The organism is Micromonospora sp. NPDC004336 (genome assembly GCF_053602615.1).
Window position 1 is genome coordinate 32,722 of record NZ_JBSGDY010000031.1, and the last position, 14,018, is coordinate 46,739.

Consider the following 14,018-nt stretch of genomic DNA (forward strand, 5'->3'; position numbering starts at 1 on the left):
TCGTGGCGTAGAGCAGCCCGTCGGCGCTGGCGGTCGCTGCCGTGAACCCCGGCGCCGTGGGCAGCCACCGCCAACGCGACGGCCATATGCGTTTTGCGGGACCCCTGGCGGTCGAGCAAAGTAAGTCCGCATTTGCCTGGACGAACGCCAATGTGGCTGGCCGGTGGTGGGATGCGGTCAGGTCAGGCTGTTGAGGAGTTGGCCGGCCACGGTGTTGCCTCGACTGTGGAGGCGGGCGAGGACTTGCCGTCCGTTGTCTGCGGTGGGGCCGGTGCCGTGCAGCGGGCTAGGGGTGCGGGTGGAGATGGTGACCAGGAACTCGGTGACCGCGGTATCCAACCGCTCACTCGTGGGGGCAGAGGAGTGTTCGCGGTCGGCGAGCCAGCTGACGGCGTCGTGGACGAACACTGTCGCAGCCGGCTCCCGGAAGAAGCGGACGGCCGCGTGGGCGAAGTCGTTGCGGGCCATGTGCTGGCCGAACCACGTCGACCACGCCGGCACGGCTGCGTGGATGGCGGCGATCTGCTGCTCGGTGAGCGGCGAATGCCCCCACTTGTCGAGGCCGGCGGCGGCGAGCGCCAGGACGCCCGTGTCGCTATGGCCCTGCCAGGTGCTGGCGGTGGTGGCGAAGTCGAGCATGTCTGCGACTAGGGCGGGGAACGTTGCTGGCCACGGGTCCCTCGTGCAGGCGGTGCTCCAGACCTGGCTGAGGTAGTTGCCCACGTAGGAGGAGGCGGTGGCGCCGAGGGTGAGGATCGGCTCCCAGATCGTCTGGGCCTGTGCGGTGCCGGCGCTGATCGTGACATCGGCGAGTAGCCCAAGAGCGCGACGTTCGTCGTCGTAGGGGTGGCGGGGGAAACGGTAGGCGGCGTTGGTCGGGGGCAGCCGGGAGACGAGGAGCGTCGTGAGGTCGGCGGCGAACTCGACCGCCCGGGCCCGCGTGCGCGCATCTGCCGCATCAGCCAGGGCCGTGAAGTGCGGGCGGGAGGCGACGAGGTAGCCAAGGTCGATGGTGCGCAGGATGTGGGAGTGGCCGTTAGGGAATCTGGTCGTGGGGGTGGTGGCGATCCAGTCCGTCAGCCGTGGCACCTCGGCGGGCAGGCTGCCGTCGGCGAAGGCGTCGAACGCGGCCTCGCTGGCCGCCTCCAGCTCTGCAAGTCCGTCGATCGGGCCGCGGCCGGGCTCGTCGTTCTCCGGGTCCACGTCGAGTCCTTCGGCTTCCTCCGAGTCGGTGTTGAAGTCGAAGTCTTCTTCCAAGTAGGGGTCGATTTCGTTGTGCCACATCGACAGCCGCGCGCAGTACAGCGTCAGGTACTCGAGCCGGCGGAGGTCGTCGGCGAGGTGGGGGTGTGCGGCGGCGAGCCGCATCACGGTGGTGACCGTGATGCGACGGGCAACGAGCAGCCGCGCGACGGCCGCGCGCACGGCGACATCGTCGGGAGTCTCGGCCCACAGGGCGGTGAGCGCTTCGGCGCAGAAGACGTCCCATTCATCGTCGGAGGGGCTGTCGGGGTCCGCGTGGGATCGCGTGGCGGTCGGGTCGGTGAGGGGACGCAGTAGCACGGCCCGGCACCACTCATCGCGGTCGGGGTGGTTCCGCAGCCAGTCGCGGGCGCACAGCACCAGCCACGCCGCGTACCCGCACCGCAGGTCCTCCACACCGCTGATGGAGCTCGGCGACTCAGCGTCCGGGACGAGAGCGTCGAGTTGGGGCTGGACGGTGGCCCACTGCTCCTCGAGCTCGGTGTCGCTGGGGCGGACATGGTCAGTGATGTTGCGGCGCATGGTGTGGGCGAACACCAGCCAGGCGCGATCGCGGTCGAGGTGGTCCCGCATCTCGCGGGCTTCTTCCTCAATGGCCGCCGGCGGGGTGTACGCGAGGTAGGTTTTTCCGTCCGTGGCGCGGACGGCGTGGTAGTTCGCGATGTCGGTCGCGGCGAGCATCACCCGCCACCGGCGTGCGTCTGTCGCGGCCCAGTGCTCTCGGGCGGTAGTGAGCTGCTCGTTGAGCCGGCCGGTGACGAATGCGCCCAGGCGCACCAGGTCCAGGAGCGGGGTCTTGCGGTGGTCCATGGTGTGCCAGTCGCGGGCTCGCTTCGCTCGGGTGGGATCCATGACGAGCGGGAGCAACCTGAAGGAGCGCAACTGCACGCTCATCTGGTCCTGGTCGAGCAGGTCGGCGCTGGTGACCAGGGGCGCAAGCGGGCCTTCCAGCAGTGCAGGAGTGTGGCGGGCGATATCGGCGAGCAGCCCCCACATCGCGACCGATCGGCTTCCGGTGAGCTGAACGAGGAGCGCGGTGATGTCGCGGCCGTCGTCGAGGGCCTGGTAGAGGTGAGCCTCCAGGGCCATCATCGCCGCCGCCAGGATGTCCGGCACCTGGTGGCCACCGTGGCTCCAGGCCAGGACGGTGGCGTCACCGACCAGCGCGACGGGCGCGCCGTCGATGAGCAGCTCGAACGCCGGCCGCTCCTGCGTGGGTTCCTGGCCGCCTGACATCGGGGCGTTGCGGGTTCGTCTCCAATGGATGGTTGCGTGCTCGACGAGGGCGAGCACCACGTCGACGCCCTGCGGTTCGGCGTTGATGAGCATCGCGCGGAACGGCCCGCACTCGGGGATCGGATCGAAGGAGCGCGGGGCGCTGGCGATGCCGAGGCCGTCACGCAAACGGTGGTGGAAGTGATGGCGGTGATGGCGGTCGAAGTCGACGGCTGCCCGCAGCACCAGGTCCCGGGCCATCTGGGCGGACGCCGGCAGCAACGGCATCACGGTGTCGACGTCCAGCAAGGCTGCACGGAGTCCCGTCTGGCCGCGACGCTGGCGGCCACTGACCTGGACGCTGTGCTCGAGCTGGCTGTCAACATGGGGCAGCAGCGTGTCGAGGAAGGTGGCGACGGCGGCGGGTTCGACCGCGCCGGCGGCGATGACGCACCGCCACAGCACCGGCTCGACCCTGTCGTCGAAAAAGCCTCCGCCGTCGGTGTGCGCGAGGATGTGCCGTCCGACCGCCAGGCCGATCACAGCAGCCTGATCGCGGGCCGGCCACGTGTCGGGGGCGCGTCGCAGCCACAGGTCGGCGATCGCGGCGACCTCCGGGGCGGCCGAGGCGACCGCGGTCTCATGCTCCGCCGCCAGGACGCGCAGGACCGGAAGCCACAGCGGCCACACCGGCAGCCGCGACTGCGCGGCGGCGTACACCGCCACGTCCGGCATGTCGGCGAGCACAGTGATCCAACTGGAGTCTGGCACGGTCGCGGAGAACCGGAACCTGCGCAGCAGCCGTGCCAGCAGAGCGCTGTCGGCGGCGAGGCGCGACCACAGCTCGCCCAGAAGCCGGTCGGCGTCGTGGGCGTAGAACACCGCGTCGAGGTACAAATCCGCCACGAGCGGCTGGTCGGCGGCGTCCAGCGCAGACCGGTCGGCCTCCCACCGGTCGACACCGTGCTCGCGGAGCACGCCGGCGGCATACAGGCGGATCGCTCGGTGCCACGACGGCAGCGCCGCCTTCTCCGCGATCACGCCGATGACGTCGTCACGGGAGCGCAGGTAATGCAACAGCGTCCAGTCGTCGAACAGGTCGTGGGCGAAGGAGACCCGGCCGTCGACCTCGGAGAGGATCCCGTCGACGCGCAGCGGGTCGACGAGCCCAACGGCGTCGACCGGGAGGTCGTCCAGGGGAGTGTGGGCCCGCAGACGGTCGGCCTGCTCGACGGCGATCCGCCGCAGCAACGTCTGGCGGGTGGCGCCGTTCCGGCCCGCGCCGGCCAGCCGCTGCCACCACAAGCCAGCGATCGACGGCTCGTCACGGATAGCGGCAACCGTAGCCCCGGGCATCCGCAGCACCAGGTCGAGGACCTTCGGGCGTCGCAGGACACCACGGAGCCCACCGGCGACGACCACCGCGGCCAGGTCTGGGTGCCCGCGCAACACCAGATTGACGTCGGCGTCAGACAGGTCCCCCATTACGAGCGGGGCGGCCTGCGGGCCGTTGGCCTGCACCAAGTGCTCCGACACTCGGGGGAACTCCGATTGCTGCGAGGTGATCAACAACCGGATCCGACCGCCGGTGGCGGCCGCGAGGCGTGCCAGGGCGGCCGTCGCGGCGAACGGCTCGTCGGTATAGACCCGGTCGAGGCCGTCAACGGCGACGCGGACCTCTCCGGGGGCAAGCGTCAGGACCTCCTCCAGGCCTCGGGTCAGCCCGAGTCTCGCGCCGACGCCGGCCTCGAGGTCCGCGGCCGACAGCCAAACCGCCCGGTGCGTGCCCGGGGCGGCCAGCCACCTCTTGGCCGCCACGGTCTTGCCGCAGCCCGACGGCCCCGACAGCACGCTGACCGCCCCGGCGTCGGCCAGCACGGCGGTCACGTCCTCACGGACCAGGACCACGTCGTCGCCGAGCCGGTCCCGGACCCGGGCCGTCATGTTGATGGTGTGCGCGGTGAGAAGGCCCCAGTCGGGAGCGACATCCGGGCGCAGCTGGAACGCAAACTGCCCGCCCAGCCGGTCAGCCAGAAGCTGCCAGGTGACTGCCCCGCCTTTGGGCCGCAGGTCGGCGATCACCTCGAGCAGCGCCGTCCACAGGTCCATGACCCTCCCGGCCTGCTGCGGCACGAGCGCGGCGCGGCACCACCGGATCGCGTCCGCGATCGCCTGGGAGGTAGGGGTGAGGAAGTCCAGACGCAGAGGCAGAAGCAAGGCCAGCAGCCGGGCGGGAGAGGAGTCGACGTTGACCCCGTGCTGCTCGGCGAGCTCCGTCGGACACTTCGCCGACTCCCACAGGGAGCGCTTCGCCTCGTTGAACGCGCCGGGCACGCCGATCCGCGAGGCGATGCCAGCCTGGTCGGCGGCGGCCTCCCCGATCAGCTCCCCGAGCTCGACCCAGGTGCCCTGCGCCGCAGACCCTGACACCAGACCGACCCGGTCTGCAGCGCGCCGGAACCTGTCGGCAAGGATGTCGCGCCAGGCGGCCTCCACGAACTCCGTGTGCAGCCTGGCTCCGGTCAGCATGTCGAACGACTTCACCGACGCCGACCACCGCGGCCTACCGGCCGCGTCACCGGTGACGACCATGTCGTCGAGGAAGAACCCCGACGCACTGCCCTGGAACCGCACCTCCACCGGGACCGCGACCCCGAGGCCCAGCGGCATCTCGCCAGCGGCCATCGCAGCGGCGAGCCACGCACCAACACGGTCTTCGAAAGTGAAGCCGCCACCGCCCGTGATGAACGCCGTCGCCACCGGCCGCCCGTCCGACGCCTCGCTGCTCGACATCGCCTGAGGCTACCGGCCCGCACCCCACCCGGCCGCCGTCGGCCCGGTGAGCGTCGAGATCGACGGGATGCACCGGTCGTACGTGTGCCTGCTCACCGACGGCAGCCACAGCAGCACCCTGTTTGTTCCCGGCGTGCCCGGGGCCACCGTCGGGGCGGAGGAGCAGCTGGCCCGCCTGGTGTCGGGGGCGGGGTTGCCGCCCACCCGGGCGGTCGTGCGCCACCCGTGGCAGGCCCCGCCTGCCGACGAGCTGCGCCACAGCATCCCCGCCGACGGCGTCACCGTCGTACGCCGTTCCGCGCATCCCACGCCCTGCTCACCGAGGGGGAGGGGGATCCGGAAACCCGCCCGCTCTCCGCCGACCCGTCGTCGACCGAGTTTGTCGGGGCGGTACCGGTCGACGACGATCGGTTGCGCGAGGTCCTCGCCGGGCTGGTGGAGCCCTCCACCTCCGTTCCGATGGGTGAGTACGTGATGGTGGACGAGGGTGGCAGTCGCCGTACGGCGTCGCGAACCGCCGCATCGGCGAACGTCTGCCATGGGTAGCCGCACAAGGATCTCAACCCACTGGCTGCGGCACACCACTCTCACCTGGGTCGAACGCCACTTCGGCTACGGGGTTGCCCGCGCCTACGCCGGCCACACCGACCGCCGCGGACCCGCCACCACCTACATCAAAGCCGACCCGCACACCGTCGCCACCGCCCTCGCCGCCATGACGGCGAACCTCACCCACTCGCCACCGTCACGGTCACGGTCACGCCCGAGAGTAGACGCCAGTCGTGCGCGGCCAGCGGAGGAGGGCGTTGCCCCGAGGACCTACGATTGCAGCCCCGATCGGTCACACCGCGTAACGGGCTCCCCAACTTCGGCGAACCAATCCGCATCTGCTTCTCGCCCATGAGCGGATGTTCATATGACTCCGACTTGGAACTCCTTGAGGCTCGGACACCGGAGTAGGGCGGATGACCGGACGGGGGTTGCGTGAGTCGCGCTGACCAGCCGTCAACGATCGCCCTGGCTCTCAGCCGAGCGGTCTTCCCGGCGGGCGTCATCGCGGTAGGACCGGCTCAGCCCGTCGAGCAGCGCTCCCGAACGAGGCCACCGGCCGCGTACCCGGTCTGCCGCCGCGCTGTACTGGTCGGCGAGCGCGCGCTCCTGCGCTCCGCCGTCGTAGACACCGCGGCTTGTGACGCCGCGCTGGTTCATCCTTGCGACAGCGAGGTGCTCGTCGAGGTTTGTGTCTCCGAGGATCTCGAGGGCATCCCGGACTGGCTCGCTGGGCCACGTGCCGTCGTCGTCTGTGACGGCGCCGGACAGCGCATCGCCCAGAACGATGGGCAGCACCCGGGCGCGGCCGGACGCGGTGAGCATCTCGCGTACCGATTCCACCCATCGCAGCATGTCCTCGGTGGTCGGCAACTGTCCGTCGACGGAGCCTGGGAGCGGCGTGCGCCACTCCCGCAGAATGGTCCATGCCGCGCTGAAGGCCTGTGACGACGCAGCGTTGTCCCTCGCCTCTTCGTCGGCTGAGTTCGCGCCGGTGTCCGGGTCCGGCCGGTACATCAAGGACACGAGGCCGACGAAGCGGGCGGGATTGCGGGCGAGTTCTCGGTGCAGGGCGGTCGGCCTGCGGCTGTGGTCGAGAAGCGGCTGGTAGAACCACTCGAGGTCTGCGAGCAGATTGTCGTCCGCGCCTGCTTCATCGAGACGGTCGAGCAGCCGTCCGACCGTGTACTGCGGCGACCGTGCGCGCGAGATGTCTTCGGTGGCTGGGAGGGCCGGCGCCTTCAGCGCCTGGATGGCCAGGTCGAGGTCGGCGTCGAAGCCGGCGTGGCTGAGCAATTCGATCGCCGTCCAGGCCCGGCCGCGCTCGAGCAGGCGCCGCGCGACGGTCGGCGTCAGGTCGTCCGGAACTCCCAACGGTTGCATGTCGCGCCAGAACTCGTCTTGCGTGTCCGGCTCCAGGCCGTCCACGAGCGTCAGCAGCGCTTCGTCGATCGCCGCGGTCCGGCACAGCGCTGCGGCCTGCGCGGGGCTGGCGGCTGCTGTGGCAGCGAGCCAGCCTGCGTCCTCCCGCTGCCGGTGCGCGGCCAGTCCGGCGGCCATCGCGTGCAGGGGCTGCGACGAGCCCGCGAGATGCTCGAGGGCCGCTGGGTCGTGGTCGGTTGTTACTGAAGCCAGGGCGTCGCCGACTGCTGCCGGATGTTCGGACGCCTCGGCCAGGCGAAGGACCGCTGGGAGCCCGTCGTTGAGGCAACGTCGGACCGCTTCGGCCCTCGCGGACGCGAGCGCCTCCGGATCGGGGTCCTCGCGGTCGAGGTTGAGCCCGCGTCGAAAAGGCAGCCATGAGAACAGCTCGGCGTCGTCGGGGTGGCTCCCCGGGAGGGCGTGGGCGTCCAGGAACGCTTCAAGGGGGTGGAGGGCTTGGTCGGGCAGCGCCCAGTCCGCGTCCGGGTGTCGGCGGTGCATCGCGACCCTCTCCGCGAGGCTGGCGAGGACGGTGCGACGGCCCCCCTCCTGCAGATTGGGCCATGCGGTCTCGGCTGCGTTGAGTAGCGCGAGCCTGCCGGGCTCCCGGAATCGGTCGACGAGAGCGAAGGCGGCGGCGAGCCGGTCCGGGTCGGCTCCGGCATCATCGGCGATGCGTGGGGCCAGGGCGTCCAGTGCGTCGACGATGTCGTTGACGGTGGCGTGCGGGGGCCGCGGCCAGTCTCGGAACTTCGGGCCGCTGACCAGAATCATCCCTCGGTTGGCGTGGCTGACGAGGTCGAGCGCGAGCCGCCAAGCCGCCATCGGCGCGACGGTTCGGACGGCGTCGAGCGCGGCGATACGCGTCGCCGAGTCGCCCGCGCCTTGCGGGATGCGCAGGTGCAGGGCGGCAGCGAGAGAGGCGCTGGGCCGGTTGGCGAGCCGCCGGCCCGGGTCCCGGTCGGCGAGGCGGCCGAGCACGACAGCTACCCGAGACAGCAGTGCAGGGGACCAGGCGAGGCTCTCCAGCGCCCACAGCAGCGGGGAGTGGGCGCTGTGGCTGCCCAGCCCGAAGTCGTCGGGCGTTTCGGCGAACAGCGACATCACCGGCGGGTCGGTTTCGTCGAGGGAATGCTCGACGCACGCGAGGAAGTTCTCGGGCGACGCCTCAGCTAGCAGCGGCAGCAGATCAGCGACCGCGTGCCAGCGCGCGGCGTCGGCGCCGTGGAGCAACTCGCGGACGACTCGGGACGCGCGCTGCTGACCGGTGAGACCGCCGGGAAGTTCACGGTCGCCGACGACCGCGCCGAGGATCGCCGCGGTCGTGGCCATCCCGCGGCGAAGCATGCTGGAGTACCGTCGGCGCGGCACGCCGGTCTCGCTGAGCGAGGCAGCGATGCGCTCTTGTGCGGTTAGCCCTGAAGCGGGGTCGCTCTCGCCCAGCACGCCAGGCGCTAGCGACTGGAACGCATCGAGATCCTCGGCCGTCAGGGCGTGGTTTAGGGCGTCCCATGCGTCCACGGGATCGGCGAACTCCCACCGGCGGTCTCTTAAGAGCAGCGGTGCGTCCTCGCCTGAGGTCAGTGTGCTCAGGTCCCGGGCAGTCGCCCGCCAGCCGCGGTCGGTCAAGCTCTGCAGCGCTTCTAGGTCGCCCTGGACGTCGTCGGCCCAGGCACCGGCGAGCAGCAGCGGAGCGAGCAGGTTCGCTGTGGTGTCCGAGGCCCACGGCGGCTGGCGGAGCCAGCCGGGCCGGCCGATGCGCCGACGCAGCGATGCCAGGCTCCGTCTCGCTGCTCGTCCGTACTCGTCGGCACGGTCGTGGTCGAGCCCGGCGGCGATCCAGACCTCCCGTGCGAGGTGCCGGTGCAGCCGTGGGAGCCGGTCGTCGGCGGGCCGGCCGGCGCGGGGCAGCACGACGTGGTGGCCGACGCGGAGGGCGTCGCCGATCTCAGGCTCGGCGAACACAGGCACGAGCACCGTCGGGCTTTCGTGAGCGGCCACTCGCCGCCATGCCCGCACGTCCTCGACGACGAGGGCCCGTTCGAGGAGCGCCTCGAGTTCGGCCGGCGTGCCGGTGGCGCGCGCGAGCCCCGTTGCGGCGTCGCCCTCCTCCGCGGTGGACGGTCCGACGGGCTCGCCCGGCTCCGTATCCGCAACGGCGCTGACCGGTTCCTCCGACCTGCCGGGCGCGTCTACCGGCGGACCTTCGGACGTCTGGCGCGGCGTCGTGGTGGCGTCCTGCGGCGGCTCCGCCATCAGACTGGCCGCAACGAACGCCACGGACTCGTCACGGCTCGCCGAAGCCACCACCTGCTCGCATGGCTCGGCGCGGAGCCGGTCCCGAAGGCGGCGAACTTGGTCGTCGCGGCCCGCCAGTAGCAGCGCTGTCGGGATGGCCGGCTGGGTGCGCTCCGCCCAGTTCCGATACCAGTCGCGAAGACCGATCACGCCGTGCGGGTCCCGCCCGAGCTGCTCGGACGCCAGCCAACGGTGTACTCCAGGGCACAGCGCGAGCCACGCAGCAAAGTCTTCCGCGTCGAGCACCCGGATGTCCGCCCAGCCATCGTCGTCCTCCGTGCGCCGATCGACCCAGTCCTGCGAGTCGGGCCACCGCCGGCTCGTCACGAACACGAAGACGGCGCCTGCGCGCTCGTCCCGGGTTGACCCATCGACCCGCTTTCGGTAGTCGCGCTGCGCCTTGTCCTGGGGATCGCGGCCCGTGCCCAGCTCCCAGACGGAGCGGCCCGGCGGCACGAACGGCGGCGCGCCGGAGGGGCTGGTGACCTCGCCATCGAGGCCGGGCAGCCCGACGGCTTCGGCGGCGGGCATGCGGAGTGTCTCCGGAGCGGCCACCGCGAGGATGAGGCGCCGGACCAGCGTCGGCAGGTGCTCGCGCGAGTCGTTGCGCTCCGACCACTGCTCCAGATCGGTCGCGGTCAGCAACTCGGTCATCGGACCTCCCTTGCCGTCTCAAGATAGGGCATCCGGACAACATGTTGTCGCCGCCGCGGCGCTGCGTGCGCGTCACGACTGCGGTCCCGGCCCGTGCCCCGCTCGGGGCGACGCGGACCGCGGCGTATCCGCTCATGGCCGCCGTGCGCGGGGACGCAGGTCGATCCCGGCCCGTGCGGATCTTGCCGTAGTTGGAAGGTACTGCCTCGAAGGGGTGCCCGATCATTGGGCTGAGAGGTGCTGCACAGAGAGTCGTTGGCCACCGATCGCTTCCGGCCGTCGGGAACGACGTGGCCCACGACGTCGTCTCTTGTTGTCACCGCCATGACACGACCTTCCCCCCGACCGGGCGGTGAGCAGCTTGTCCGTCCGCTTGTTCCGCGTGCCCTGCCCGCACGTCCGCGTCCCCGCCCAGTACCGATACCGGTACTACCCGCCCGAATTCAAATACCGGCGGCGGTCACTGCTCCTGAGCTTCTGCTGGGGATGGCTCTCCCATCCCGCTGCGGCCGAGTGACCGCGCAGCACCTCCTACAACGGCTGGGCTGGCAGCCGGGACACCGCCTCGACATCCAGCCGCACCGAGGGGTGCTCGTCATCGCCTCGGCCAACGATGGTCGGCACGGGGTGGGCAGCCGAGGGCAACTGCCACTTCCGGCTTCCGCACGGCGGATGTGCCGGATCGAGTCCGGCCAGCCGGTACTGCTGGCCGCTCTTGTCGCCCATGACCTGATCGTTGTGCACTCGATCAGCGCTGTCGCTCGCCTGCTCGCCGACCTGCACGCCGAAGTGGCGGGAGGCGACCATGTCTGCTGATCCCGCCACGGTTGCCGCGGCCCGGCAGGTCCTGGCCCACCTTGGCGTCACCTTGGCCGATCTGGAGTCCGACGCCGGCGTGCCGGTGTCGCTGTCGACAGTCGCGGAGTATCTGCCGCGCGTGATCGCGGCGGCGGGCCCGGGTGCGAGACGGACCTACGGCACATACTGGGAGCGCATGGCCGCCGCGTGGGGTGATTGGCCCCTGAACCGCGTCGCGGCCAGTGACATCGAGGCGATGAAACAAGAAATGATCGCTACGGCGCGGTCGCGGCGTAACAGCCGCAACGGTCGGCACGCTGGCGAGCATGTCATCGCCGCTGCTCGTGCCTTCTACTCCCGGGCTGTTGCTGACGGTCTGATCGACGCGTCGGCCAGTCCTGCCCATCGTGTCGCCAAGCCCCGCCGCCTCCCGAGCACGCGTCGCGCCTTGACGCCGTACGAGTTGGAGGAGATCAACGCGGTGGCGCGGACCAGCGGCAACGATGTCATCCTCGACGCCCTGCTGCTGCGCCTGCACACGGAGAGTGCCTGCCGGCGCGGCGGTGCCCTCGCCGTGCGGCTTGTTGACCTGGATCGCCGCAGCGGGCTCGTGCGCCTGACCGAGAAAGGCACCGTGCGGTGGCAGCCGATCAGCCTCGACCTCGCCGAACATCTCTACGAGCACGCCCACGCCCGCGGCGCCCTGATGTCCACCGACCGCTTGTTGCGTTACCGCAGCGGCCAGCCGATCAGCAGCCGCCGCTACGACCACCTCTGGAAACGCATCGGCGAGCGCCTGCCGTGGGTCGCCGCCCAAGGCGTGTCCACCCACTGGCTGCGCCACACCACCCTTACCTGGGTGGAACGCCACTTCGGCTACGGGGTAGCCCGCGCCTACGCCGGGCATACAGACAGCCCAGGACCTTCCACCACCACCTACATCAAGGCCGACCTCCAAGACGTCGCTGACGCCCTGTCGGCGATGACCGGACAGCCGCACCCACTCGTCACGACGCGCGAGACCTCCAACGGTCTGGCGACAGGAATCTTGCCCTGATCGGCCAATCTGGCTTGCCCCAGGCGGCGCGGTGGGGGAGTGGCTCCCCACCGCGCCGCAGCACGGCACGGCACTGCAGGTTAAGGATTGCGGGTTGGGCGACACCATCACCAGAGCGCAGTCCTCCGTGGATCGGTGGTGGCGCTTCACCGCATAGCCTTGCGCCGACAGCAATTGATCACTTCGTGCGATGGTTTCGTCGCACTGTGCGGGTAGCCTGACGCCGGCTGAGTGAACCCGAGAGGGAAGACGCCCGTGGAGTACGACGAGATCGATTGGTTGCGTCGCCAGGACCCTGCCTGGCGGCTGCTCCGTGCCGACCATGCACCGCTGGTGCTGCGGTTCCTCGGCCGGGTGTTCGTTGATGACAACGTCAGGTCAATCTCGGGGGATCGGCTTGCTGAGCGTCTCGACGACATGCTGTTCGCACTGAATGACCAGTACGGCGAGGGGACGTTCCCGAAGAGCGCCCGTGCCTACCTCGGGGACTGGGTAGACGCGGGCTGGCTACGCCGGTACTACCCGCCGGACTCCGACGAGGTTCACTTCGACGCAACCCCGGCCGTGGAGCGCGCGCTGGCATGGGTACGCAGCCTGCAAGCACGCGAGTTCGTGGGAACAGAGTCCCGCCTCAACATCGCCGTGGACCTGCTACGGCAGATGGCCTTCGGCGCGGAGACCGATCCTGACGCACGCCTTGAGGTCCTGCAGCGACGCCGCGCGGAGGTCGACGCGGAGATCGCTCGGGTCCGCGCCGGTGACTTCACCGTGCTTGATGACGCCGCCCAGCGCGACCGTTATCAGCAGTTCGTGGCGACGGCGCGGAGCCTGCTCGGGGATCTGCGGGAGGTGGAGGACAACTTTCGGGCCCTCGATCGGCGGGTGCGTGAGCGGATCGCGGCGTGGCAGGGATCCAAGGGCGAACTGCTCGATGAGATCGTCGGTAGTCGGCAGGCCATCTCCGGGTCCGATCAGGGCCGCAGCTTCGACGCGTTCTACGACTTCCTGCTCTCGCTACGCCGCCAGGAGGAGTTCACCGATCTGCTGGAACGGGTGCAGGCCCTCGACGCCATCGGCCATGCAGACCCACGCATGAACCGTGTGCAGTACGACTGGCTGGAGGCAGCCGGCCGGACACAGGCCACCGTGCGCCTGTTGTCGGAGCAGCTTCGTCGATTCCTTGACGATCAGGCGTGGCTGGAAAACCGCCGGGTCATGGACGTTCTCCGCAGCATTGAGGCACGCGCACTCGCGCTACGAGATGTGGACACGTCGAGGGTGAGAACGTCACTGGACGACACTCGGGTCGAGGTCGTGCTGCCAATGGAGCGGCCGCTGTACCAACCCCGTGCTCGGCACGCCGTCAACAGCACCAGCACCGCCGACCCTGTAGTCGACGTTGACATGTCGGCGCTGTTCCAGCAGGTGTATGTCGACCCCACGCGTCTGGTCGCGGCAGTGCGCGACGTGCTTCGCGGAGCATCTCAGGCGTCGCTGCGGGACATTATCGGCGCTCACCCACCGACGGACGGGCTCGCCGAGCTGGTGGGCTACCTGTCCCTGAATGACGCCTCCTTCGAGGTGGTCTTCGACGAGTCACGCCGCGAGTCGATTACCTGGACCGATTCCGAGGGCAACCGCCGTACGGTCACCGCTCCGTCGGTGACGTTCGTCCGGACGAGGGAGGGGAGAGCGAATGAACGCGCTGGACACACGGGTTGAGCCGTCGCTTTCCGTGGCGGTAACGCAGCTCATGAAGGGTGTGGTCTACCGAGACACCCATGCGGCGGCCTGGCAGCATTTGGCGGCGCTGCAGCCCCAAGTCCGTGATTACGTCGCTGTGCTCGGGCTGGTCGTCGTCATCGACGAGTCTGAGAGCGTGTTTGAGAAGGTCTGTTGTGGACGGCGTGGTGGCATGACTTCCACCGGCGAGACGGGCAGGGTGGCGCGGTGTCTGCACGCCGTGGCT

General features: G+C 70.3%; 6 protein-coding genes. 3 read left to right on the plus strand and 3 right to left on the minus strand.

What is annotated here, in order from left to right; genetic code table 11:
- Positions 1-177: 177 nt before the first annotated feature.
- From ACWENR_RS09825 to ACWENR_RS09835, 3 genes are all read right to left on the minus strand, one after another.
- Complete coding sequence (locus ACWENR_RS09825) at positions 178-5,271, minus strand: hypothetical protein (protein ID WP_452276623.1); 5,094 nt, start codon at positions 5,269-5,271, stop codon at positions 178-180.
- A gap of 1,005 nt (positions 5,272-6,276) precedes the next feature.
- Positions 6,277-10,194, minus strand: a complete 3,918-nt coding sequence (locus tag ACWENR_RS09830) for a hypothetical protein (protein WP_452276624.1) — start codon at positions 10,192-10,194, stop codon at positions 6,277-6,279.
- A gap of 531 nt (positions 10,195-10,725) precedes the next feature.
- A complete protein-coding gene (locus ACWENR_RS09835) occupies positions 10,726-11,001 on the minus strand; it encodes a hypothetical protein (protein ID WP_452276625.1) in 276 nt (91 codons plus the stop codon).
- Between ACWENR_RS09835 and ACWENR_RS09840 the strand changes: the two genes are divergently transcribed.
- From ACWENR_RS09840 to ACWENR_RS09850, 3 genes are all read left to right on the plus strand, one after another.
- Positions 11,000-12,049: a tyrosine-type recombinase/integrase gene (locus tag ACWENR_RS09840; protein WP_452276626.1), complete on the plus strand. Its 1,050-nt coding sequence runs from the start codon at positions 11,000-11,002 to the stop codon at positions 12,047-12,049. The genes ACWENR_RS09835 and ACWENR_RS09840 overlap by 2 nt on opposite strands.
- Positions 12,050-12,304: 255 nt before the next feature.
- On the plus strand, positions 12,305-13,771 hold the full coding sequence (locus tag ACWENR_RS09845; RefSeq protein WP_452276627.1) for a DUF3375 domain-containing protein: 1,467 nt from the start codon (positions 12,305-12,307) through the stop codon (positions 13,769-13,771).
- Positions 13,746-14,018, plus strand: a 273-nt coding sequence (locus ACWENR_RS09850; RefSeq protein ID WP_452276628.1) for a DUF4194 domain-containing protein, incomplete at its 3' end; no start/stop codon positions are given. The genes ACWENR_RS09845 and ACWENR_RS09850, both read left to right, overlap by 26 nt.